23 protein-coding genes are annotated in these 23,919 nt (G+C 44.5%); 11 read left to right on the top strand and 12 right to left on the bottom strand.

Annotated features, from left to right (window positions below; all coding sequences use genetic code 11):
* Positions 1-113: 113 nt before the first annotated feature.
* Positions 114-563: a MarR family winged helix-turn-helix transcriptional regulator gene (locus tag DLM76_RS01535; RefSeq protein WP_118956201.1), complete on the bottom strand. Its 450-nt coding sequence runs from the start codon at positions 561-563 to the stop codon at positions 114-116.
* Between the two features lie 104 nt (positions 564-667).
* On the opposite strand from DLM76_RS01535, the gene truD reads away from it, so the two are divergent.
* Positions 668-1,891 (top strand): tRNA pseudouridine(13) synthase TruD, encoded by a 1,224-nt coding sequence (gene truD, locus DLM76_RS01530; protein WP_167450709.1) that lies wholly within the window; start codon positions 668-670, stop codon positions 1,889-1,891.
* Between the two features lie 9 nt (positions 1,892-1,900).
* Here the strand turns inward: truD and DLM76_RS01525 are convergent, their stop codons facing one another.
* Positions 1,901-2,731 (bottom strand): aldo/keto reductase, encoded by an 831-nt coding sequence (locus DLM76_RS01525; protein ID WP_118964188.1) that lies wholly within the window; start codon positions 2,729-2,731, stop codon positions 1,901-1,903.
* A 165-nt stretch (positions 2,732-2,896) separates the two neighbouring features.
* Between DLM76_RS01525 and DLM76_RS01520 the strand changes: the two genes are divergently transcribed.
* Positions 2,897-3,487: a DUF6962 family protein gene (locus tag DLM76_RS01520; protein WP_118956204.1), complete on the top strand. Its 591-nt coding sequence runs from the start codon at positions 2,897-2,899 to the stop codon at positions 3,485-3,487.
* Positions 3,488-3,545: 58 nt separating this feature from the next.
* Here the strand turns inward: DLM76_RS01520 and DLM76_RS01515 are convergent, their stop codons facing one another.
* Positions 3,546-4,430 carry an LIC_13029 family protein gene (locus DLM76_RS01515; protein WP_118956471.1) on the bottom strand — a complete coding sequence of 295 codons (885 nt, stop codon included), beginning with the start codon at positions 4,428-4,430 and terminating at the stop codon, positions 3,546-3,548.
* 126 nt (positions 4,431-4,556) lie between these two features.
* On the opposite strand from DLM76_RS01515, the gene DLM76_RS01510 reads away from it, so the two are divergent.
* From DLM76_RS01510 to DLM76_RS01500, 3 genes are all read left to right on the top strand, one after another.
* Entirely contained in the window at positions 4,557-5,576 is a 1,020-nt protein-coding gene (locus DLM76_RS01510; RefSeq protein WP_118956472.1) for a DUF2804 domain-containing protein, read from the top strand.
* Positions 5,577-5,638: 62 nt separating this feature from the next.
* On the top strand, positions 5,639-5,863 hold the full coding sequence (locus tag DLM76_RS01505; RefSeq protein WP_118964187.1) for a Rho-binding antiterminator: 225 nt from the start codon (positions 5,639-5,641) through the stop codon (positions 5,861-5,863).
* Positions 5,864-5,876: 13 nt separating this feature from the next.
* Positions 5,877-7,037: an acyltransferase family protein gene (locus DLM76_RS01500; protein ID WP_118964186.1), complete on the top strand. Its 1,161-nt coding sequence runs from the start codon at positions 5,877-5,879 to the stop codon at positions 7,035-7,037.
* A 193-nt stretch (positions 7,038-7,230) separates the two neighbouring features.
* On the opposite strand, the gene DLM76_RS01495 is transcribed toward DLM76_RS01500, so the two are convergent.
* The 4 genes from DLM76_RS01495 to DLM76_RS01480 all read right to left on the bottom strand — a co-directional run bounded on the left by DLM76_RS01495 (position 7,231) and on the right by DLM76_RS01480 (position 11,682).
* Entirely contained in the window at positions 7,231-8,157 is a 927-nt protein-coding gene (locus DLM76_RS01495; RefSeq protein ID WP_118956207.1) for a hypothetical protein, read from the bottom strand.
* A 185-nt stretch (positions 8,158-8,342) separates the two neighbouring features.
* Entirely contained in the window at positions 8,343-9,554 is a 1,212-nt protein-coding gene (locus DLM76_RS01490) for an acetyl-CoA C-acetyltransferase (protein ID WP_118964185.1), read from the bottom strand.
* 561 nt (positions 9,555-10,115) lie between these two features.
* Positions 10,116-10,598 carry a DUF1564 family protein gene (locus tag DLM76_RS22120; protein ID WP_118964184.1) on the bottom strand — a complete coding sequence of 161 codons (483 nt, stop codon included), beginning with the start codon at positions 10,596-10,598 and terminating at the stop codon, positions 10,116-10,118.
* Between the two features lie 97 nt (positions 10,599-10,695).
* Positions 10,696-11,682 (bottom strand): YheT family hydrolase, encoded by a 987-nt coding sequence (locus DLM76_RS01480; protein WP_118956473.1) that lies wholly within the window; start codon positions 11,680-11,682, stop codon positions 10,696-10,698.
* Positions 11,683-11,881: 199 nt separating this feature from the next.
* Here DLM76_RS01480 and DLM76_RS01475 point away from each other — a divergent pair, with 199 nt between their 5' ends.
* The 4 genes from DLM76_RS01475 (at position 11,882) to DLM76_RS01460 (ending at position 17,555) form a co-directional block, all read left to right on the top strand.
* Positions 11,882-12,637: an LIC_13076 family protein gene (locus DLM76_RS01475; protein ID WP_118964183.1), complete on the top strand. Its 756-nt coding sequence runs from the start codon at positions 11,882-11,884 to the stop codon at positions 12,635-12,637.
* 12 nt (positions 12,638-12,649) lie between these two features.
* A complete protein-coding gene (locus DLM76_RS01470) occupies positions 12,650-13,348 on the top strand; it encodes an Lcl domain-containing protein (protein ID WP_118964182.1) in 699 nt (232 codons plus the stop codon).
* Positions 13,349-13,539: 191 nt separating this feature from the next.
* Positions 13,540-16,806: an efflux RND transporter permease subunit gene (locus tag DLM76_RS01465; RefSeq protein ID WP_118964181.1), complete on the top strand. Its 3,267-nt coding sequence runs from the start codon at positions 13,540-13,542 to the stop codon at positions 16,804-16,806.
* A 110-nt stretch (positions 16,807-16,916) separates the two neighbouring features.
* Entirely contained in the window at positions 16,917-17,555 is a 639-nt protein-coding gene (locus DLM76_RS01460) for a TetR/AcrR family transcriptional regulator (protein ID WP_118964537.1), read from the top strand.
* A gap of 263 nt (positions 17,556-17,818) precedes the next feature.
* On the opposite strand, the gene leuA2 is transcribed toward DLM76_RS01460, so the two are convergent.
* Both leuA2 and DLM76_RS01450 read right to left on the bottom strand, forming a co-directional pair.
* Positions 17,819-19,195 (bottom strand): 2-isopropylmalate synthase LeuA2, encoded by a 1,377-nt coding sequence (leuA2, locus tag DLM76_RS01455; RefSeq protein ID WP_404820514.1) that lies wholly within the window; start codon positions 19,193-19,195, stop codon positions 17,819-17,821.
* Between the two features lie 201 nt (positions 19,196-19,396).
* Entirely contained in the window at positions 19,397-20,008 is a 612-nt protein-coding gene (locus tag DLM76_RS01450) for a tetratricopeptide repeat protein (protein WP_118964536.1), read from the bottom strand.
* Between the two features lie 133 nt (positions 20,009-20,141).
* Here DLM76_RS01450 and DLM76_RS01445 point away from each other — a divergent pair, with 133 nt between their 5' ends.
* Together DLM76_RS01445 and DLM76_RS01440 are read left to right on the top strand one after the other, a co-directional pair.
* Positions 20,142-20,330, top strand: coding sequence for a hypothetical protein (locus tag DLM76_RS01445; RefSeq protein WP_118964180.1), 189 nt, complete (start codon positions 20,142-20,144; stop codon positions 20,328-20,330).
* Positions 20,331-20,342: 12 nt separating this feature from the next.
* A complete protein-coding gene (locus tag DLM76_RS01440) occupies positions 20,343-20,735 on the top strand; it encodes a phage holin family protein (protein WP_118956215.1) in 393 nt (130 codons plus the stop codon).
* On the opposite strand, the gene DLM76_RS01435 is transcribed toward DLM76_RS01440, so the two are convergent.
* The 3 genes from DLM76_RS01435 to DLM76_RS01425 form a co-directional block, all read right to left on the bottom strand.
* A complete protein-coding gene (locus DLM76_RS01435; RefSeq protein ID WP_118964535.1) occupies positions 20,732-21,382 on the bottom strand; it encodes a DsbA family protein in 651 nt (216 codons plus the stop codon). The two genes, DLM76_RS01440 and DLM76_RS01435, sit on opposite strands and share 4 nt — an antisense overlap.
* 143 nt (positions 21,383-21,525) lie before the next feature.
* Entirely contained in the window at positions 21,526-21,810 is a 285-nt protein-coding gene (locus DLM76_RS01430; RefSeq protein WP_118956216.1) for an LIC10816 family protein, read from the bottom strand.
* A gap of 309 nt (positions 21,811-22,119) precedes the next feature.
* Positions 22,120-23,883: a GAF domain-containing SpoIIE family protein phosphatase gene (locus DLM76_RS01425; protein WP_118956217.1), complete on the bottom strand. Its 1,764-nt coding sequence runs from the start codon at positions 23,881-23,883 to the stop codon at positions 22,120-22,122.
* Between the last annotated feature and the right edge of the window lie 36 nt (positions 23,884-23,919).

The raw sequence follows: 23,919 nt of genomic DNA, 5'->3' as shown, positions 1-23,919 counted from the left end.
GATCTTTCCTTATCGTTTTGAATTTGTGGGAACTCCGCGCAGTAAAGCAAGGAATGGCGCATATTTTAACGACGAATGGTTTATATTCAAAGTATAACATTGAAAAAAAGAAATCATACTGCTTTTAAACCTACTTCCTTGAGAAAATCCCCAAGATCGATCAATTGAGCTTCCGTCAAAGGATCGAATTTATTTACCAAAGAATCGAGAATTGCAGGAAATACTTTCTGCACGAGAGAACTGCCTTCCGAAGTCAGATGGATAATGATATACCGCCTGTCTTCTTCGCTTCGAACCCTTTGGACCAATTTTCGTTTTTCAAGGTTGTCGATGATCTGGGTTATGTTTCCTTCACAAGAGAAAAGCTTTTGACCGATTTCCTTTTGGCACATCGGACCCAGATGGTGAAGCGTTTCAAGACAACCGAATTGTCCGGTTGTTAGTCCGTATTTCGTGAAAACCTTTTCTTCCAACTGACGAATCGAGTCGGAACAACGGCTCAGCTTAATAAAAGCGTTTAAGACCGCGGTTTCTCGACTGTTGCCTTTGTAATGGGTTCCCATGTAAATACTTTAAACTTGAACTATTATTTGTTAGACCGGGTTTCCCGGTCAATGTTTTTTTTAATTCAGATTGTTTGCGCGGGGAGTTCCCACACTTTGGAGCTGTGTCAGAGTATCCATTCAGCGGGTTTTTGGTCTATGATCTCAAACAGAACCCGGAGGACTTTCAAGTGGGGGAGATTCTCCGGCCGAATACGGTCCAATCCTCCGGAAAGTGGACGATCTTCCGACTTCGAAAATCCGGATGGAATACGCTCGACGCTCTCTTAAGAATTTCCAAAGAATCCAAGGTCGCGCTTTCCGATATCGGCTACGCCGGAAAAAAGGACCGACACGCGACAACTTCTCAATTTATCAGCTGCCAAAAACAGTTGCGGGTTCCGACCGAACTTTCACAGGTTTTGCAGATAGAATCGGTCGGTAAAAGCGATCATTCTCTCAGTCCCGACGACAACGCGGGAAACCGATTCGTTCTGGTTCTTCGAAATCTGATCGAGAAAGAGTCCGATATGGTTCGGAAAAATTTTGACAAGATCGCGAAGAACGGTTTTCCCAATTACTACGACTCACAAAGATTCAGCCGTTTTCATTCGGAGTTCCTACTTCCCGTTTTTCCGTATTTGCAAGGCGATCCCGAAACTTGTTTGAAACTTCTTTTGACCGACGCGTATCCGGGAGAGAAAAAACAAGCGCGCGATCGTAAGAAACTTTTACAAACCGCTTGGGGAAATTGGTCCGAGTGCGCGCGCTTATCGGGAAGTAAATTGGAAAATCGGATCTTCTCCGGTTTAAAGCGGGAAAGAAACCTCACACAAAAAACGTATTCCGATTTCATTCTTCAATTTCCGGAAGAAGAATTGCTGATGCTCGTTACGTCCTTGCAATCCTTTTTATGGAACGAATTCGTATCCAGACTGTCCGTTGCGGCCGCGAAAACGGGAGTTTGGATCAAGACAAAGACCGGCCCTTTGTTTTTTTGCGGAGAATCGTCCGGTGAATTTTTTTCGGCCTCGAAAAATTTACCCGTTCCCGGAACGCCTGGAATTCAAAAATTAGAATATTCTAAAATTGAAATGGATTTGATCGGGCGCATTCTGACGGATTTTCGATTGCAAGAATCGGATTTGGATCGTTCTCCGTTTCCAAAGGTCAAAATGAAATCCTTTGATCGAAACGTTTGCGTTATACCTGAGGACTTTCAATTGGGCGATCCGATGGAAGACGAGCAAAACCCGGGGAGAAAAAAGGCGACGATTTCCTTTCGTCTTCCTTCCGGGGCGTATGCGACGATGCTCGTCAAACGATTGATGCTCCGGGCCGATATTTGAATAAAAATATTAAGCGACTTCCGACGGATCCCAACAAGTTCTAAAATTCTCGTCCAAAGAATTCAAAATCTTCATGTCCTCGTCTTCGATTTGAAAATCGAAAATCTGAGCGTTTTCAACGATTCGTTCCTTTTTAACGGACTTAGGAATCACAACGATATTCTGCTCGACTGCCCAGCGGATCAAAATTTGCGCCGGAGTCTTTCCGTATTTTTTCGCGATGTTTGCGATCTGGAGATCCTCGATTTTTTGTCCGTGCGCAAGCGGGCTATACGCTTCCAATTGAATTTTATGCTTTTTACAATATTCGAATAAGTCGACTTGGTTCAAAAATGGATGAAACTCCACCTGATTGACGGCGGGAGTAATCTTCGCTTCTTTTAACAATTCGGTCAAATGCGCGATCGTGTAGTTGCTGACTCCGATCGATTTACAGAGTTTATCGTGATACGCTTTCTCCAGTTCTTTCCAGGAATCGTTTCTTTTGGAAGTTACCGGAAAATGAATGAGATATAAATCGACGAAATCGATTCCTAACGTTTCCAGACTCGTTTCCAAGGCCTTTCTTGTTTTATCCGAACCTTGATCCGCGTTCCAGAGTTTCGTCGTGATGAAAATTTCTTTTCTAGGGATTCCGCTTTCGCGAATCGCCTTACCTACGTCTTCTTCATTCCCGTAAATTTTTGCAGTATCGATATGTCTATAACCGGCTTCGAGCGCGTTCAAAACGGCTTCCCTGCATTCCTTGCCGGATTTCGTTTTCCAAACGCCGAGTCCGAGGATCGGCATCGAGACTCCGTTGTTGAGAGTGACGGATTGATCGAAAGATTTTTTTGTCATAAAATTTCCTATGATACTTGGACGATTCTGAAAACGAAAGGAGGAATCGAAAGATAAAAATTGCATCCGCTGGAAATGAGCGACGTGTTTTGAATGCGGATCTTTTTTTGATTCTTCCTCGGGAAAGAATTGCAAAATTCGTTTTCTTCGAAATCATCAGCCGTCATGCAATTGAGTACAGTATTTTCCGATTTAATTTTAAGCCTTGTTGCAATCCTGGCCGCGTTTCAGATCAGAAACTCCTCTTCCTATTCCAGGACCGCCGGGTTCTTAGGATTTTTAACGATAGGAGTTTCCGCGGGATTGGGAACGATTCATTTTTTAGGGATCGGACTTCTGGATCCTGTCTATCGTTTTTCCGTGGGACTTGCTTCCTTTGTGGGAGTTCCGTTGATCGGCGTAGGATTTTTTCATCTCGGCATTAAGAAGCTTGAAAAGAATTCCCTTTATCCGATCGCGGGAGTGCTGCTTCTAATCTACGTTGTTTTCGGATATGTGCTTCCGTTTCCTTTGCTCTCGACCGTGTTAGGCGGACTCGCCATGGTTGCGGCGATTCTTGTCTGTATTCGTAAGAATTCAGGCGGAACCAAAGTTGCGGCGTTATACGGAATTTTAGGGGCGATTCTATTCATTCTCGCCGGACTCGTGATCGGAACGACCGGTTCCAGAGGGCCGATTTTAAACGTGGATATCTTTCACATCGTTCTTGCGGTTGCCGTATATTCTCTGAGCGTTTCTCTCAAAAGATTGAGTTGATAAACGCAGAGGAGCTTTTTTGAATCTTGGAATATTCGAAAATTCGAATATTCTAAGATTAAGAAGGAATTTGTTCCGAAACCTGAGTTACCCAGGAAGCGTAGTAGTTCGCAAGAGTTCTCAAAAACATCAGATCCAATTCGTTTTCGTCCTTTAGGATCTTGACCGCATTCGTAAATTGAAGACGGAACTCGGTCAACGGAGTCGCTTCCGCGATCACTCGTTTCATCGACGGCGCGTTGTCCTCCATCCCGTATTCCTGAGCCCATTTTTCGATCAAACTTCCGCAGTTGTACTTTTTAGAAAGAAGAAGCTGCGCCAAAATGTGACGAAACATACTCTCGATCGAAATGATCGTGATGTCCTTATGAAGAATGGAAATTTCCGTGATGATATCGTCCTTCTTATCGATAACGACCTTCGTGTTTCCGATCTTGTTGAAGATTTTCGATAGATCGTTATAAGCCTTGAAGTTTTTAAGAATCGTTTCTCGGTCCTTCATGTTCACGGTTCTTTCATTTTCGGGAAGATTCATTTCGTTCAGGATCGTTTCGATCACGAGAAAGATAATGTCGAAGGAAAACTGAGCCGATTTACCCACCAAGTAACGGATTTCATTTTGAAAGGAAGCGTGTATTCCGCTGAAAAATAATTCCAACTTATCCGGCGGCAACGTCGTAGACGCTTTATAAAGATTGATCATGTCTTTCGTGAATTTGGCGCGATCCAAAATCGGAAAGAGTTCGGGATGATTGGTATGAGTTCTTAAGAAAGTTTCCTTTAAGACTTTGACGGCACCTTGTCTGACTTCGTCCGTCCTGTAAAGTACGCGATAGAGTAGAACGGAAAGTTCACGGGATGTTTTTTTCGCTTTAAGAATCTTAAGATCGGATTCGTCGAGATTCGAAGATTTAGGAGGGTTCTGGCTTTGCGCTTCTGCCATGGGCTTCTTTATGGAACAATTGGTATGCCAATGCTTTCCGTAAAAAAGGAAAAGTAAAGCGAAATTGCCGAACGGCATATATTTACATTGCTTTTTAAAGCTTCTCTCGTATTTTACCCGATCGAGATGAAAATTATCGGCGCCGAAAATAAAGTTAACTATGGGGTTTTCGACGGTCCGGTTGAATTCAATTATAAGGAATTTCAACTGCTTGACTTCTTCGGAAAAGAAATCCGCGGATTAAAGAAGCGATTTGCGTTTAAAAGGTTCAATTATATCGGGATTATAACGGACGAATTCTTGATCGGATTTGCAGCCGTAAGTCTGGGATATGTATATAACGTTTTCTCGTATTTGTATCATTATAAGGACGGGATTCTTTACGAGTTCGATGCAAAGGGTTTGGATACGGGCAAGGAATTGGATTTTCCCGCTAACCCGGACGAATATTCAATTCGGTTTAAAAAAGGGGCTTCGTTTTTAAACGTGGATAAATCTCACTCCGATAAGAAGCTCGAAGTCGACGCGTTTTTAGGAAAAAAATTGCGATTTCGGTTTAACGCGGACTTCGGATTAAAAAGTCATTCACCGTTACGAGTTGTGAATCCTTCCGAACCGACTCATTGGACGTTCACGGAAAAATGTTCTCCGATTACGCCGTCTTCGATCGAACTTTCGTATAATGGCAAACCTCTTTCCTTTGATCCTAAAAAAACGACGATCCTCTACGATTGGTCGGGCGGTTATCTGAGAAGGGAAACGAACTGGTATTGGGCCGCTTTCAGCGCGATCCTTCCGAACAAAACCACGATCGGGGCGAACTTTGCGGCACTCGTAAACGAAACCTTCTTTTCCGAGAACGCGTTTTGGATTGATCGGAAGCGGACGAGAGTTCCGAGGCTGATCTTCGATTTTTCGCAGAAAGATCCTTACAAAACCTGGAGAATTTACGACGAGGAAGGTTTGGTCGATCTCGAGTTTAAACCCGAAGGGGAAAGAAAGGACAAGATGAATCTGATCGTTTCCAAGTTGTATTTTCGGCAATTCGTCGGAAAGTTTTCCGGTAAATTCAAGTCCGCACAAGGAAAGAAGGTTTCCTTCAAGGACGTTTACGGATTCACGGAATTTCATAGATCCCTTTGGTGAATCGAAACGTTTCGGTTTGCAGTGACAAATTAGAATATAAGAATATAAGAATATAAGAATTTATGGATGTATACGCTCCCGTTTCCTGCGATTTATACGACCGATTGGAAGAAATCGTGCTCCGAAAAATAAGGGTTTCTTTGGAATTATCCGAAGAAGGAGCGGGAACAACCTGCACTCAAAAACAGAGAATTTTCGATCTCGTATCCATGAATCGGGAAGAATTCGCAGTATTGGAAAACGGAGAAAAAATCCGATTGGATAAAATTCTGAAAATCAATCCTTGAATAAGGCCTCACTTTGGAAAAAAGTTCAACGCAAGCAAAAAAACGGATCCTGTCTTTGGATTTGTTCCGCGGCATGACCGTGGCGGGAATGATTCTCGTAAACAATCCCGGTTCCTGGTCCGCGATCTATTCTCCGCTTAAACACGCAAAGTGGAACGGATGTACACCGACGGATCTGGTGTTTCCGTTTTTTCTTTTTGCGGTCGGGGCTTCTATTTCAATTTCATTGTATTCAAAAAATGAAATGAGTCGAAGCGGGATTTGGTCGAAAATATCGGTTCGAAGTCTTGTTCTGATCGGGCTCGGATTGTTTTTGAACTTTTTCGGAGAATGGTCGTTCGCCGAGCTTCGTATTCCGGGCGTTTTACAAAGAATCGGTTTCGTTTATTTCGCGGTCGCTTCGTTGTATCTTATAGTTCCAGGGAAGAAGAGTTTAATCGCTTTGATTCCGATCTTGATCGTGCCTACTTGGATTTTGTTGAATGTCGCTCCTCCGGGAGAATCGGCCGTTTCTTTAGAGCCCGGAAAAGACATCGGCTCATGGTTGGATCGAATTCTTTTCGGTGAATCACATCTTTGGAAGTTTTCCAAAACCTGGGATCCGGAAGGATTTTTCAGCGGAATCATGTCGATCGCAAGTTCCTTATTCGGCGTTCTTTGCGGGTTGATTTTGTCCGTTCAGGAAACGTCACGGAACAAAAGAACGGCGGCTCTTTTCGGCATCGGCGCCTTATTGACGTTAGCCGGATTGATCTGGAACGAAAGTCTTCCTATGAATAAAAGTTTATGGACCGCGAGCTACGCGGTTTATACGGCCGGGCTTGCGTTTTTCAGCGTGAGTTTTTTCGAATTCTTATCTCTGCTTTTTTCTTCGGATCGATCGGAGTCGGACCAAAACGTTTTGGAGATTTTGTTCCAACCCTTTCTCGTGTTCGGAAAGAACGCCATTCTCGTGTTTGTGGCTTCGGGAATCGTCGCAAGAATTTTGAATCTCTGGACTACGATCGGCGAAAACGGAAAAGCGATCAGCGTGAAAACTTGGATTTATTTACGCTTAGTCGGATTGTTAAGCGACTCGTACTTCGCTTCTTTGTCGTATGCCCTTTTGAATTTGATCGTATGGTGGCTGATCTTAAGTTACTTGGATCGTAAGAAAATTTATTTCAAGGTTTAAGAACATTACCCGCGCTATGGATGCGGAGCGCGCGAAGCGGTCCTCTCGTAGAGAGGACCGAAGGCGAATGCCGAAGCGCGGAGCAAGCCAGGTCTGCGACTAAAACGGCAAGTTTTGTTTTGCGGTCGTTGCGAGCAGAAGCGCCCGGCAACGATTTAAAAACAATCGTACTTTTTATGGATCGTTCGATTGGTTAGATCACGAGTTCCAAATCGTTGAAAACCGGAGTTTTTACTTCATCCAAAAGTTTTTTCATCGCAAGATTGCGAAGATTATTCAGTTCCATTCTGAGAGTCGCTTCCAAGGAAGTTTTGGATAGAAGATTGGAACAAGTAACGGCAACCATCTTCAAATCCTCGGCGGCTCTGATCTTGGAAGAAAGAAGGAGCTGCTGAATGATAGAATATTCTTTTTTTCTAAAGTGAATTCTCAAAAGAAACGGAACGGAATAAAGTTCCGCCATCAATTCCCATTTCGTTTTCACTTTAGATTTCGATTCCTCGTTGCGAACGTCCGCTTCGACCTCGGTTTGAGGTTCGATATAAATCGTGGAGATGGAAACCGGTTCCGAGGAGGAATAATTCCGATCCGGGTTGAAGGAAAGCGGGGTTTCCGAATCGCGGATCATATCTTTGAGAGTCGCGATTCGTTTCGATTCCTCGTATCGTTCCGGATGATGTTTCATCATCTTGCGGATGTCTTCGAGAAGAATGCAGAAGGAAAATAATTCCAATACGGATTGATTCTGAATCGTTGAGATCTCGTCGAGAACTCTCGAGAGAATCTGCTGATACCCGAGGGATTTGCGATACATCGCATTGTATTGCAGTTCGAGCTCTTTTTGATATTTGGTAAAAAGGCTTTCCGCAATGTAGGAGTCTGCGACGACGTAAGCGTCCAACCCCGGCAGGGAGAAGTTCGGGTTCTGTTTTTTGAGATTTAATACGAAGATGCAGTTTGAGTCTTTGAGAAACGCCAGAATTTTCGAGATTTTCTTTTCCGAAAGATTGAGTGTGGAACGGAAATGGTAGAACAAATCCGTGTTAGTCGGTAATTGAAAATTCTCGTTTTCCTTTTTGATTTTGTCCAGGATGATTTGCGCTAATGTTGTATCTTCCATCGTTTTAGTTCCGTTTTACGAAAGAGTCGAATCTTAGTAAAATTTTTGTATCTATTCTGATAACGGGGAGAATGGAAATTATTGACTATTTTTTAAAAAAAATGCGGAATGAAGTTTAAAAAACGGGGAATGAATTGCGTAGGTGGAAAGGTCCGGACCGAAATTTCGGTCCGGATCGGGCAAAGTTAGATTCTTTCGATGATCGTGGCGATTCCCATTCCGCCGCCGATACAAAGAGTGATCAACGCATAACGTTGTTGTCTTCTTTCGAGTTCGTCTAACGCGGTTCCGAGAAGGATCGCGCCGGTCGCTCCGAGCGGATGTCCAAGGGAGATGGAACCTCCGTTTACGTTGATCTTTTCCAACGGAATGTTAAGCGACTTCTTAGTATATAACACCACAGATGCGAACGCTTCGTTGATTTCCCAGATGTCGATATCTTCCGGTTTAAGTCCAGCGATCGCGAGGGCTTTCTTGGAAGCGGATACGGGTCCGGTAAGCATGATGGTAGGATCCTCTCCGGTGGAAGCCATTGCTATTATTTTAGCGCGAGGTTTGAGTCCGTATTTTTTAATTCCTTCATCGGAAGCAAGAAGAACGGATGCTGCTCCATCCACGATTCCGGATGAGTTGCCTAATGTATGGATGTGATTGATCTTTCCCACTTCCGGGTAAGACTTGAGTGCGATCGCGTCTAATTCCTTTTCACCGATCGTTTTGAATACCGGAGCCAAATCGGAAAGCCACTCGAACGTGGATTCGATTCTTGGGTTTTCGTCGGTGTCGACGATCGTTCCGTCTTCGGTTTTCACGGGGATGATGGATTTTTTGAAGTATCCGGCTTTGATCGCCTTGTCCGCTTTGATTTGGGACGATTCCGCAAAGCGGTCCGCTTCTTCGCGCGAGATTCCGAATTTCGTCGCGATCAGGTCCGCGGAGATTCCTTGAGGAACCAAGTTGTAGTGTTTTTGAATATTAGGATTTCCTACATTAAAATCTCTTCCATTCATGTCCGCTCCCATTTTTACGCGGGACATGGATTCGACGCCTCCGCCGAGTGCTATCTGCATGGAACCGGATTGAACATGATTTGCAGCATTGTTGACGGCTTGTAATCCCGATCCGCAAAAACGGTTTACGGTATAACCGGGAACCGAGTTCGGCCAAAGCGCGGACATAACCGCATAACGCGCGATACACGCCGCTTGGTCGTCTACTTGGGATACGCATCCCATGACTACTTCTTCCACGATTTCGGGTTTGATTCCGTTTCTTTCTTTGATTGCGTTTAAGGTCGCTGCGGAGAGTTCCTGCGGGTGAATGCTCGCGAGTGTCCCTCTTTTTTTCCCTTTTCCTCTGGGAGTTCTTACGGCGTCGATTACATAGGCGTTTGACATTTGATTACCTCTCTGTTCATTTCTATCTTTTGGGAATAAAATGAACAGTCGTTTAATGAATTTGGGTGTTCCGGTTTCTATTTTGCGGGGGTAGGGGAGTTTGCAATTCTTTTTGCGGGAACTCTCACGTAGGGAATGGTTTGGGCCGCACCCTCCTGCATATTTCTCGATAACGAACGTCATTCGGAGGATGTGCAGGAGGGTCGGGCTTGTTACGGGCTCGCGGAGTCCCGCTCGGTCCTTGTGTAAAGTCTTAATACGCCAATGCAAAGATATCTCTCGGACCAAGCCCTTCACATCCCTGCGGCAGGTTTTACAGAAATACAATGTTTTGCGGGAACTCTTCGGTGATCCGCATTGAATTCTTATCTATTATTTCCAAACAAAGTTTTTCCGTAATCGAAATCCTGTATCATGTTACATTGAAGTTTCGAACGATGCGATTTACGTTTAAGGAAGTAATCTTTTGTAAAAGGAAACGATGTCAGATTGAGCGGAATATTCTACTTTTTTTAATCGCTTATCTGGTTAAAAAACGTGTTGCTTTTATCGATCGAACATTCATAATCTATGATATATTATTCTTCGAATCATTTTCGTTTTTAAGCTTATTTCCCAGATGAAGGCAGGTAAAACGATTTCTTGCGTTTTTCGTAAGTTGTGATTCGGTTTTATTAAAGTGCGGGCTAAATGCAGTTGAATTAATAGGCAATATAGTAAGCACCGGGAAACGCCGTGGATTGCAGAGAGAATGCTAAGTTGTGCCCACTCTTCCGGGAATACTCTTGAATTGAATTTCACCAAAGAATTTCCTTTTCTTTGATATTTAATTGTTAGCGCACTTTTATTGAAACGGTTCTTTCTTTTTATGTATTTAGAATGTATTTTTAGAAGTTGTCCAAGATTTTTTCCGATCTTTGATCGGTCAGATTTTGGAAGTTTTTTCAGCAATTCGAGAGGAATTAAAAAGCTGCATGTGATTTTTGGTCCCTTTAACGAAGATGCAATGAATTCTTTTTCGGTTATATGTTGAATGCCCGCCATGCTTCATACGGTTTTTTAAGAATAAAAATGAGCATGATTTTATAGATTTTTTATGGGGTATAGTTATAAAAATTCTATAGCAGTTCCCGCATACTTTCTAAAACAATAAAATTTCCTCTAATACCCGGAAATACCAACAAGCACCTTTCCAGTTTTCTAAAAAGCCGTTATGGCCCCCAAAATTTTGAATCGAAATTCTTACATTTCGATTCGGATGTAGGGACAAAAATGATTCACCCCGAATAATCGGATCGTCTTTCGCAGTAATAATCGTCGTCGGAACTAAAATCTGAGAAAGTTCCTTTTCACCCAAAGTATAAGTCCCGAAATAATGATCGATATCGGTAAAATCTTCAGTCGACTCGACGAATCTTTCGGTCATACGCATTACCGATTTTTCTTTAAGAATAGAGTCATACGGGACAATCGTCGGGAAATGTTTTTGCTTTTTCTCAATCGATTGTTTCCATTTTTTAAGAAAATATCTGCCAATGATAAGCTTATTATCCATTAGCATTGTTGCATCTTTAGGATGAATTGCGGGAGAAATTGCTATGAATTCTTTCAGTTGATTCAATTTCTTTTCCGATTGAGAATGGACTCTTGCAATTCGAAGTGTAAAGTTCCCACCAAGAGAAAAGCCAGTAACAAAGACTGGAACATTCTTTTCCGCTAAGAATGTGGCCTTTCGAACGGCCTCATAAGTTTCTTCAATAAGACTACCGTTAAACGGTTCGGGGTTGAGATGATGTGTATCTCCATGATCTCTATAATTTAAACGAAAAATATCGAATCCTTTTTCATAAAAGTAATGAGAAGTTCTCAAGATATAAGTTGAATTGATGCTTCCTTCCCAGCCATGTAACAAAACTAAGAATCCTTTGGATTTCTTATCTTTTTGTTTGCTCAAAGCACCTTCTAACTTTACACCTTTCCCTGCATCGAGAATCATTTTTTCCGCATGATTTAAAAATGGCATTTCTTCTGGTAAATTCCAAGCGAACGAGGCTAAAGCAGTTTGAATTAAAGGTGATTTCAGAATTCCCGCGGGATTGAATTTTTGGGTCTTGAGTTCTTTGAGCATAAGATCATTGGAAGAGAATTCATTCTCCAGCAAAGTCTTTTTAGGTTATATGAATTCGGTTTTTTTCACAAAGGCCTTTGTTTATTTATAACTTGATTTTTTAGCTCAGCAGAATGAGAGAAAAAAACTGGCCTTCAAAACACTTTCTAAAAAATATACGAACAGCGCGTAATTTCTTGAATTAGGAGTTTATTCTAAAGTGCAGAAATCATTTGGTATTTTACATTCTGTCTTGATTCTATCCGGCTTTCGTTATTTCCTTTTGTTATCATTCTTACTTTTTTCTTGTTCTACGATCGAATTGAATTCGGTTCGAGGTGGTGAAAACGCAAAATTGCCCGTATCGTCTCAAAAGGATTCTAATGTTTCCGAAAATGTTTCATTCAATTGTAAACCGAGTATCAAAAAATCTCAGTGGTATGTTCTTTTTGGATCTGTTCCAATCAATCAAATGGACTATTCTGAGATTCTTCCGGATTCAAACAAAACGTATCGTGTGAACCTGAAAACGACCTGGTTGGATGGAATTCTGAGTACGGTTTTAGGTATTGCAGCTTCCATTACTCGGAAGACAATTGAAGTGGAAAGCTGTGATTCCAGGGAGCTGGCATCTTCTCCGAGAGTTCCCGCGATGACTCCGAATCTTCAGCAAGATAAAGAACTTTCCAAAGCGGATTTGGCAAGATTGAAAGAAGATTTTATCAAACAAAATGAAAAGCAATGGAAAGAAGAATTGCAGGAGAAGATTCATTCTTCTTTGAGCGAAGAATTGGAAAGTTCTTGGAAAAAAGAGATCAAACATTCAAAGAATCTTTCCGTTTTATTTTTGAAATCGGGCGAAATAGCGAAGGGAACAGTAACGAGAATCGATGGAGACGGCGTTAAGTTGTTTTATAAAGGCAAAGAAAGAGTATTCCGTCGGGCCGATGTCCAAAGAGTTCGATTTCAAGATTGAGGCATTTGAGCGATGACAAATCTTAGAATCTTATTCGTTAATGTTTTTCTTGTCGGAATATTTTTTATCAATTACGCTTGTTACTTGAATCCTTATTTCAAAGATGCGGTTTCTTCGGATGAAGAAAGGGATTCTCCTATCCCTTTTATTTTTCTTTTAGTAGGAGCGTTGAATCCTGTAATTCAAGGTGAAACGATTTTCTTTCCTTCGACCGGCCTGACTTGGATGAGGTGTTCCCGCGGACAAACATATGATGCGACTACTGATACATGCACTGGATTTGTCGTTTCTCCGCAGTATTGTTCTACTTCCGATAACCAATGCAATGGTTCTTCGGGTGGAGTCTTAGCATCCGGGCCTGCTTTTGATTCCTGTGCTACGTTTAGTGTCTCAGGAAGGACGATGACTTGGAGAGTTCCCACGCATGCTGAATTGAAAGGAATAGTTTACTGTTCCAATGGAACGGACCTGGCGAATTCTACTGATAATTCAAAGACTTGTTCTTTAACGGGAACGGGGTTTGATGTTCCGACTATAAGAAAAGAATGGTTTCCGGGAAGTCCAACTGGAAATCCAATTGAGTTTTGGTCGAGCACGAGTGACCCATTGAGTTCCTCTGTAGCTTGGAAGGTGAATTTCAGTACGGGCGCTACGAATCCAAATTCCGGCAAAGTCGTTGCTGGGTATCTCCGTTGCGTGAGTTCCCGCTAAATCTACTGTAATACTTGAAATTGCGCTAAAGACGCGGGAACTCCCCGCGCATTCCTCAATTCACAGAAAAACCTTGACGGAAACAACTTACCCAAAAATTGTTTCGTAATCAGGAAACAATAAAAACTAATCCTGTTTCCAAATTTGATTTCAGCTCAATTCCGAACCTAAAGAACGGTAGGAGATTCTCAATGAATTTAGCCTCGCTCTCGATCAAAAGACCGATCTTCATCACCTGCACGGTTTTACTCATTCTCGTCGCGGGATATCTTTCCTTAAACAAGCTAGGGGTCGATCTATTCCCCAACGTAACGATTCCCGTCGTAACAGTGACGGTTCCGTATCCGGGCGCAGCACCGAACGAAATCGAAACGCTCGTCGCAAAACCGGTCGAGGACGAACTCTCCACAATTTCGGGAGTAAAGCGGATCAAATCAATTTGCAACGAAGGAGTCGGAACGGTCGTCGTGGAGTTCACACTCGAAACCGACGTCAAATACGCCGAACAACAAGTCCGCGACAAAGTCTCCAGCGTTAAACCGAAGTTACCCGATGACGCGAAAGAACCCGTGATCCGAAGAATCGATCCCGCGGATCAACCGATCTTAATCATCGCGCTCAGAGCCGATCTGCCGGAAGCGGAACTCTACGACATCGCCAACGAAGAAATCAAACAAGTCCTTCTTACGACCAAAGACGTCGGAAACGTAAACATTTACGGCGGACGCAAACGGGAGATTCACGTCGAACTGGATCGACACAAACTCAAGGAACACATGATTCCCGCGTTCGTCGTATCCAATCGACTCGCTTCGGGAGGAATGAACATTCCCGCCGGAAAAGTAAGCAAGACAGACAAAGAACTCGTATATAGAACCATCAACGAATTCCAATCGCCGCAGGAAATCAGAGACACACCGGTTTCTTTGTTCGGAAACGAGGTCCCCGTTAAGATCGGACAACTCGGAGAAGTTAAAGACACGGTTGAAGATGAAACCTCCAGAGCGTACTTTAACGGGAAGAAGGCGGTCTTTCTCTTAGTCTATAAACAATCCGGATCGAACACGGTTGCGGTCGCACAAGCGGTAAAGAAGAAGGTGGCCGAAATCAACCAAGACCTTTCCAAACGAAAGGGATCTCCCGAACTCACCGCGGCGAACGATTCATCCATCACGATCGACAACAACATCTACGACGTGAAGGAAACGATCATCATCGGAATCATTCTCACGATCATTGTCGTATTATTATTTTTGGGAAGTGTACGTTCCACTTTGATCACGGGACTTGCACTTCCGAACTCTCTCTTGGGAGCGTTTATTCTTATGGCGATCGCCGGCTTTACCGTAAACGTTATGACTCTTCTCGCGCTCAGCCTTGCGGTCGGTCTGCTCATCGACGATGCGATCGTCGTTCGGGAAAATATTTTCAGACACAGAGAAATGGGAAAGACGGCGAGAGAAGCTTCCATCGAAGGAACGAAAGAAGTAACGTTAGCCGTAATCGCAACCACGATGACCGTGATCGCGGTGTTTATGCCGATCGCGTTCATCAGCGGGGTCGTGGGACAGTTTTTGAGAGAATTCGGTTTAACCGTATGTTTCGCGCTTCTCATCTCCTTGTATGACGCGCTTACGATCGCGCCGATGTTATCCGCGTATTTCGGAGGAAAGATCGGGAATCACGGAAATAAATCCGGACACGATGCGATTCCTGAAATTACGACTCAGGCTCCGAAAGGCAAAGGGAAGAATAAAGCGGCCGAGACGACCGCTTTGGAAGAGATTGCGTATTCCAAAATCCGCTCTCAGAACAACGCTTCCAAAGGAATTCTTTCGAGAATATTTTCGCCGGTCCTCGCAGTTCTCGGAAAGTTGGAAACGGGCTTGGATTCCGTATTAAGAATTTTTAATGTGTTTCAATCTTGGCTGGAGGAAAAATACGCTTCCATCCTGAAATTCACTCTCAAGCGGCCGTTGTTCATTCTTTCCAGCGCTGTATTGATCTTCGTCGTGAGTTTGGTTCTTACCAAATTCATTCCGAAAACGTTCTTGCCCGCTCAGGATGAAGGAAAATTCTCCGTAACCCTGGACATGCCTCCGGGAACTTCCGTGGAAAAAATGGCGCAGGTCGCGCAGGAAGTCGATCAGAAGATCCGCTCTTACAAAGAGATCAAGCTGGTCGCAATGTTCAACACGAATCGAAACACGAACATGTTCGTCGAGATGGTTCCTTCCAAAGACCGTACGATGAACACGACTCAGTTCAAAGCGTTTCTTCGTGAGGAACTCGCGGGCTTTGCCTATGCGAATCCGATCGTAAAGGATATCGATAACGTGGGCGGGGGACAAAGACCGTTTACTCTCACCGTAAGCGGACAAAAGGGAGAAGTCGTCGAAGATTATGCGAAGAAGTTATTCAAACGTCTTCAAAAATCACCCGCGCTTCTCGACGTCGATACGAGTTATCGCACGGGCGCTCCCGAGTTTCGAGTCGTGCCGGACCGCGATCGTGAAGTCCTCCTCGGAGTTCCGGGAACCGTGATCGGAACCGAACTTAGAACTCTCGTGGAAGGAACGACTCCGGCGGTATATCGTGAAAACGGAGTCGAGTATGATATCCGAGTTCGATTAAAAGAATCACAAAGAGATCTCAAGGAAAACTTTTACAGTTCTTTCGTTCCGAACTTCAACAACCGATTGATTCCGATTCAGAACGTTGCAAAAGCGGAAGAAACCACGGGACTTGCGACGATCAATCGACTCAACCGGAACAAAGCCGTGGAAATTTATGCGGACGTAAATCCGAAAGGCCCCGGTATGGGGGGAGCGATGGAAGAGGTTGCAAAGATCAGCCAAACCGAACTTCCTCTTCCGCCGGGAGTTAGAATCGGATATTCGGGACAGGCGGAAAGTTTTAAGGAGATGGGAACTTCCATGGCGATCGCGATGGGACTCGGAGTTCTCTTTATCTACATGGTTCTCGCTTCTCTCTATGAAAGTTTTATCACGCCGATCGCGATCATGCTCGTGTTGCCTCTCGCGCTTTGCGGAGCGTTTATCGCTCTGTTCCTGACGCAAAAATCATTGGACATCTTTTCGATGATCGGGCTCATCATGTTGATCGGCGTCGCGACCAAGAACTCGATTCTTCTCGTGGACTTTACCAATCAGCTGCTGGATCAGGGAAGAGAGATGAAGGAAGCGATCATCGAAGCGGGAAGAGAAAGATTAAGACCGATTTTGATGACTTCGTTCGCCCTCATCGCCGGAATGCTTCCGATCGCGATCGGGCTCAACGAAGCGTCCCGTCAGAGAACGAGCATGGGGGTTGCGATCATCGGAGGATTGATCTCTTCCACGATTCTTACTCTGGTGGTGGTTCCCGCGGCTTTCTCTTACATCGAAAAGTTGAATCAATTCGTAAGAAGAAATTCTCCGGACCCGGACGCTAAGTAAGAAGAGAACGAATTTCGGAGTCGTTTCGCATTCTTTGCTAAAGCGACAAGGGCTCCGAATTCGATTAGAATATAAAAAAAGAGTTTCGTAAAATGTTTGAACTGATAAGAATGAGTGCGATGGAGCAGGATGAGGTAAAACTTCGGATTATGGAAAAAGCGCTTGAGCTTTTTCTAAAATACGGTTACGCGAAGACCAAGATGGAGGAAATCGCAAGGATTCTGAAAATATCCCGTAAAACTTTATACAAACATTTCGAAAACAAAAATCATCTTCTGTTCGAAATTCTCACTTTGAAACATGCGATCATGAGTTCCAAGCTGCAGCAGATCAGCGAGGACGATTCTCTTTCCGTGCATGAAAAAATCAGGGCCATCAACGACTTCAAGATCAGCCAATTCCCCGCAGGTGCAAACGAATTCATTTTGGAAATTCGAGATCAAGCCCCGGATCACTATGCTTACATCAAAGAAGTGAGAATGGAATCGGTTTCCAAATCGATTCAAGCCCTTGTAAAACAAGGAATCGAAAAGGGAGAGATCAGAAAGGATCTCAACCCGACGATCTTTGCCGCTCTTATCAACTCGGCGATCGAAATGACCGCAACGCCAGAACTCCTTTTAAATTCTCCGTATTCGATGATGCAGCTGCAAGGGGAGATTCACGGAATTCTTTTTTACGGAATCATGAATTCTTGCCCCGCCGCGAACGTGGATGTTTCCAAAGTCTCCGGACAGGAACGATCGTAAGTTCTAAGCAAGTCGGATTTTAAACTTGTTCCGACAAACTTTCCCGAAAGACGGTCCGATCCCCGCTCGAAAAAAACTCAATGTGCCGCTTCCTATGGGTCGCGTCGCAGGGTGGTGATGACGATCGATTCATAAAGAGCGAAGCGCTGCGTTTAACATTGTGGGAAAGCTAAGGCAATTTTTCCCTATCAGAAAAACTGCATGAATCCAAGCGGAATTCCCCCACATTTTGTGGGAGTTCCCACAGCCTTACATCGCGCATTTTAACTTGCAGAACTGATCGCCTTCATCTTATTCCACTCGACTTGAATTTCGTCCAAGGTCAATTCTCCTCTTCCCGATTCTTCCGAGATCTTTTTTAAGATCGGCTGCAATCTTCCCGCTTGCTCCAAGGTGATGTCTTCCCCCGCGTCTTTCAGAATGCAGAATACCGCGCTTCTTCCCGATTGGCTCGTGAACTCGATCCGATCTCCTTCCGGTCTTCCGATCAAACCGGCGTCAAACGCGCGATAGGCGCCTTTCTGCAGATGTCTCGTTTTCGCGACTCCGTCCTGATGAATCCCGGATCGATGCGAGATCACGTCTTCGCCGATCAACGGCGCTTTTTCGTAGATCGGAACTTCGGAAAGATACGAAACCAAACGGGACGTTTCATAGATCGCCGAAAAATTCAGAGGCACGTTCACGCCGCAGTTGTGAAGCGCGATTGCGACCTCGTATGTGTTCGTGTTTCCCGCCCTTTCTCCCAAACCGTTCAACGCGGTTTCCAACTGAACCGCTCCGGAAAAATACGATTCGACGGTGGTCGCAGTCGCCATTCCCAAATCGTTGTGCGTATGAATGGAAATCTTCGTGTCTTCGGGAAGCGCGTTCGTTACGGCCTTCACCATCGAAACGAACAACCAAGGACGATATCGTTCCACGGTGTTGGGAAGATTGACCACATCCGCTCCGTAGTTCAACGCGGTGCGAAACGCTTCTACCGCAAAATCCAAATTCTCCAGAGCGTCTCCGAAATGTTCTCCGGAAAATTGAACCTCTCCTCTCGACCCGACCAAACTTTTTGCATAAGCGACCGATTCCGAAATTCTTTCCAAAACCTTTTCAGGACTCAGCTTCAACACGTTTTGAATCGTAAACGCGGAGATCGGATATACGATATGCAGTCTCGGTTTTGGAGCGTGACGAATCGCCTTCCACGAAATTTCGATCTCCTTCTCCACGGCTCTGGAAAGAGAAGAGATGACGACGTTATCGGGCGCGATGGAAGAAAGATGACTGCAGGCTTCGAACTCTTGATCGTTGGAGGAAGCGAATCCAACTTCGATTCCTTGCACTCCGAGTTTCAGAAGTTGTTTAAAGATCGTTTCTTTTTGATCGAGATTCCAAGGTTTGCGCAGCGCTTGGTTTCCGTCTCTCAAGGTCACATCCATAAAAAAGGGCGGATGTTTGGGAAGAGGGTTCTGAAGAATTTCCGAAGCGAATTGAATTTCTTTCGAACTTGCCGATGCGCTGACCGCGCGGGAGAAGTCTACGTTTCCCGATTCCGAATCTTGTCTCATTGGTTTTCTCCTTAAAACCGGCCGGCTTAGGAGTGGGTTTCCGAATCGGAAGAATTCTCCGGAAACAAAAAAGCCCACTCCAGGAGGAGCAGGCTCGTGTGTTATTTTACAATTCTACCGGCTCCCCCTATCTAAGGAGGAGGAGAAGCTCAAGGCTGGTCGGCGGTAGAATTACGTTGCGAAACATTATAGACTTAGACTCGGAAGGATCGGGAAAAAAGACAAGAATTTTTTAATGTCGTTTATCAATTCTAAATCAACCGAATCGAAAGCGGTCTTTCAATTTTTGGGAGAATCAGGTTTTTGAATCAAGGTCCAAATCCCTTCGGACTCGATGTTCTTTTCCTCGATGAGGTTTTTCAGTTCGGAAACTTCCTTTTTCATCGGTTCGGGAATCGGCTGTTTTTCCAATTCGCGGAAGAATTCTCTCGCGTCCGCAAGCCGATCCAATTTGAGATAACAAAAGGAAATCGCATAGAGCGAAACGACGTCCTTTCGTTCTTCGGGCGGAACGGAAAGATATAGATCGATCGCCTTTTGAACGTTCCCCGTTCCGGTATAAAGAGAAGCCAGATTCTTCTTTGCGTTTACATTATTTTCGTCGAGCTCGAGAACCTTCGTGAATTGGATTTCCGCTTTGGGTTTGTCCTTTTTCTTCGCGTATAAAACGCCGAGACCGACTCGCGCGGCGACAAAGGATTCGTTGAACGAAATCGCACGGATCAACTTTTCTTCCGCGGCATCGAGCTCGTTCAAGTGAGAATAACACATTCCCAGGTGATAATTTCCGATCGGATCGTCCGGATTGTTTTGCAGAAATTCGATCAGAGCTTTTTTTGCTCCGGGAAGGTCCCCTTTTTTAACGTATTCAAGAGCTTGTTGCAGTTTCATGTTATAATCGATTACGACTTTATCGAAGAGCCGCGGATCATATCCAATTTTGGAAAGTTTTTTCCAAGATGTACCCATTTTTCCCTTTAACCGCGGGAAGTCTCCGATAAAATTACCGAAAAGGAGAAAGGCGATGTCTTACATGGCGGTGGGCTCCAGACAAATTCTATTTTCCGATTCGAATGCGCCCGTAGCAACAGGCTCGTCTCCGAGAGAAATCGTCGCGGCTCAGGACAACCAAGTCAAAAGTCCCGATTCGGAAGTCGTACCACCGGGAACGCCTCCTCCTTCCATCGGAAACAATATCGACGTTTACGTTTAACGCGGAAGTGCTATGACCCATTTATTTTTTTCCTTAATCTTGATGTCTCTCGTTGTCGAATTCGTTTTTCCCTTAATTCATCCCGATTTTCACGTAGTAGGCAGTTGGGTCAGTTCGGTGATCGTCGTATTCGCGTTCGTACTGATCAACGCGGTCCTGCGTCTTATCCTGATCATCATGACTCTCGGAATCGGAATCGTGTTTTACTATCTGAGTTTGGGATTGATCGGGCTTATCATCAACGCGTGGGTGATTCTCATCATCGGAGATTGGTTTCCCGGAACCTTATCTGTACCCGGATTTTGGTCCGCGTTCTTGGGAGGAATTCTTCTGGTGCTCGCGAACTACGTCGGTAAGACCGAATCCAAAGAAAGAAAAAAAGAAAAACAAACGACTTCGAATTAAATTCTCACCGATCGAAAGTAATCCTTGAGAATGGAGTCCACTTGCTCGTACGAGTAATACCCTCGGGTGAGAATTCCGTTCTCCAGTCCGTCCGAAAACACGAGCGTCGGAAAGGCGCTGACTCCTAAGGAAAAGCCGAAATAAAAATCGTTTTTGGTTTCTAGATCCGTGTCCCCGTTTTCATAAACGGAACGGAATTCGTTCGGATCGATTCCGAACGTTTCGGCGACCGCAATGAACGTCTCGATCGAATTCGGGTCGCGGCTTTCGTGAAAGAACGCTTTGGAAATTGCATTCAAAAAATCGAATGTGATTTCCGGTTTGATCTTTTGCGCGCTTACGACGGCCTTACACGACGCAAACGAATCGTATCGAAATTCTTTTTGTTCCAAGGGCGCAAGTTGAAACGGCTGTTTGGTGATGAACTCCGCGTCCTTCCATTCGTGTTTGAGAACGCGCGCCGATTCGGAAGTCAGAACTTCCGCGCTGTCCCCGAAACGCAGTCCGCCCAAAACGAGATCGAAACGGATCTTGTCCTTGTATTCTTCCCTGATTTTTTGAACGACCGGACCGAATCCATAACACCAAGGACAAAGCGGATCGGCCGCGTAGAGAATGGAATGTTTTCGTGTTTCGTTTCGGTCCATGCAGTAGGAACGATTTACCGTCCACACCGCTTTGCAAGGGGATTTTCCGGCGGTTTTATGGAATTGTAAGAGTTCCCGCGACGTGCGTACAGAAAAAAGGCGGGATAAACCCGCCTTTTCCTTGGATTCTTGTTTAAGAATTTTCAAATTTCATTCGGGTGTTTTATGTAATACACTGATAACCACAGTGTCCCGAAGAGAACCCCCGCATATGCTAAGACCACAGTGACAATGTCTATGACCGGAAGAAGTGTCGCAATCGGCGTGATTTTATCTGCTGTCATCCGGGTAGCTTCACCCAAGATCAAAAACAAACCACCCAAGCCGATTAGGTGATATCTTCCCATCGCTTCTTTTGTCACCCGAGCAAAACGGGCAAAAACAGGAACTGCCAACAACGCAAGCGCAAAGATCGTGATTGCATTCATGGTGAACCCTCCTTATTTCATCTAGTTAGACTCGGGGAGGTTTCGAAAATATTCATGAATTTTATTTTATTCGGTATATTATATAATGCTTGTTCAAATTAACGTTAGTGACTTCGGTTTAAACTCGATCCCGCGAAATCCGTAGTCGAGGGGCGGATTTAAAACGAACAAAGTTCGATTTGAGTCCTTCTTTGAAGGGCGCTTTTATCTTAAGGTTTAGAATATTTTGAATCTTTAATATAAAGAAAGATGCGAATTCTTTTGAGTCGGCTTTTTGAAGGAACGCGCCGTGCTGATCCGAATCGTCGATTACTTGCGATCGATTACGAGAAGAGTGACGTCGTCGTCGAACTTAGGGCGGTTGCAGTATTCCACGCAATCCGAAATGATTCGGTTGGCGGCTTCCTTCGTGTTTTGAGAAACGGATTTGCGGATCGAAAGAGAAATCAATTCTTCACTGTAACGTTTGGATCTGTCTTCGGAAGAATGTTCGGAGATTCCGTCCGTATACAACGCCAATCTGTCTCCGGCTTTGAAGTTCATGGAACATTCTTCGAAGAAAAGATCGGGGATCACACCGATCAATTTCCCTTTCGTTTCCAACGGGATCATATTGTCCGTTTCGTGTTGAAGCAGCAGGGGATGATTGTGGCCCGCGTTCGAATACAAGATCGTATTCTTTTCCGTATCGACCACGCAGTAAAACGCGGTCACGAAATTTCCGGCCATCTTATTGTTGAGTGCGTGGTTTAAACCCGTAAAGAATTTGGACGGACTGGAAAGGATATCCTTATCGTAAGTGGAAATGATCGTGTTCATCACGGCGGCGATTACCGAAGCGGAAAGACCGTGACCGGAAACGTCCGCGATCAAAAAGCCGGTTCGTTCCGCGTCGAGTTTAAAGATGCTGTAAAAATCCCCGCCGACGTTGGAGTAGGGAATATGTTCCGCTCCGATCTCCAAACCTTTGACGTAAGGAATCGTGGTGGGAATGACCTTGGACATCACCTCGCGCGCTCTTTGCAGTTCGCGGTCCGAATCGACAACCTTATGAAATAGATCCGCGTTCTTGATCGTAACCGAAAGACGGTTTGCGATCGCGCCGAGCATCTCGAGATCGTTTTGATGAAATGCGAAACCGGAGTTCTTGCTGTTTACGCTGATCACTCCGAGCAATTCGTCCCGATAAATCAGAGGAGAAGAAATCAACGAGTTCGCTTCGAACTTATACTTTGCGTTTTGATTGTAGCGTTTGTCTTCCTCCAGATTCTGAATGAGAAGATTTTTTCTTTCTTGGGCGACCCAGCCTGCGATTCCTTCCCCGAAAGGAACGACGATCGTGTGAACGGCTTCTTTTGGAATTCCTTTTGCCGCGAGAATCCGTAGCGTTCGATTCGTGTGATCCGCGAGATAAATCGTACCGGTTCTGGCTTCCAGAAATTCGAGGATTCTTTCCAAAACCCAATTGCCGAGTTCGTGAATGCTCTTTTCCGAAACGATGAGTTTTTCGAATTCGTACAAAAGCGAAAGTTCCAGAATTCTTTTTTTAAGATTATCGTGAATCTTTGCGTTTTGAATCGCGATCGCCGCGACTTCGGATAAGGAGGTAAGATAATTCAGATCGGAAGAATCGAAAGAACGCTCTTTTGTTTTGTTGAGAATTTCCAGCGTTCCGATGATCTTGTCTTCCACAAACAAAGGAACACAAACCAAGGAACGAGTTCTATAACCGGTTTTTTGATCCCAGGCTTGGTTGAATCTAGGATCGGAATATGCGTCCTCGAGAATGATCGGTTTCTTTTCTTTGGCGACCCAGCCCGCGATCCCTTGTCCCACGTCGAGCCGTCCGTATTTTTGAATGATTTCGCCCTTTTCGCCCAGCGCCACTTCGCAGTATAAGAATTCTCCCGTTTCGTCCAGAAGAAACAAAGAACTCGCTTCCGCCTCGAGAAGATCCTTGGAGTAGAGCATGATCAAAGGCAACAGCTGATAGAGATCCAAATTCGCGTTTAAGATCGTACTCGTGTTGAGAATACTCTTGAGTTTCTGAAATTCTAAATCAGCGTGCGGCATAGATATTCTGTCAATACTACAGGAATTACAAGGTTC

Source organism: Leptospira yasudae (assembly GCF_003545925.1).
Lineage (GTDB): Bacteria > Spirochaetota > Leptospiria > Leptospirales > Leptospiraceae > Leptospira > Leptospira yasudae.
The sequence above is the reverse complement of the archived record's forward strand: the minus strand, read 5'-3'. Positions and strand labels throughout refer to the sequence as shown.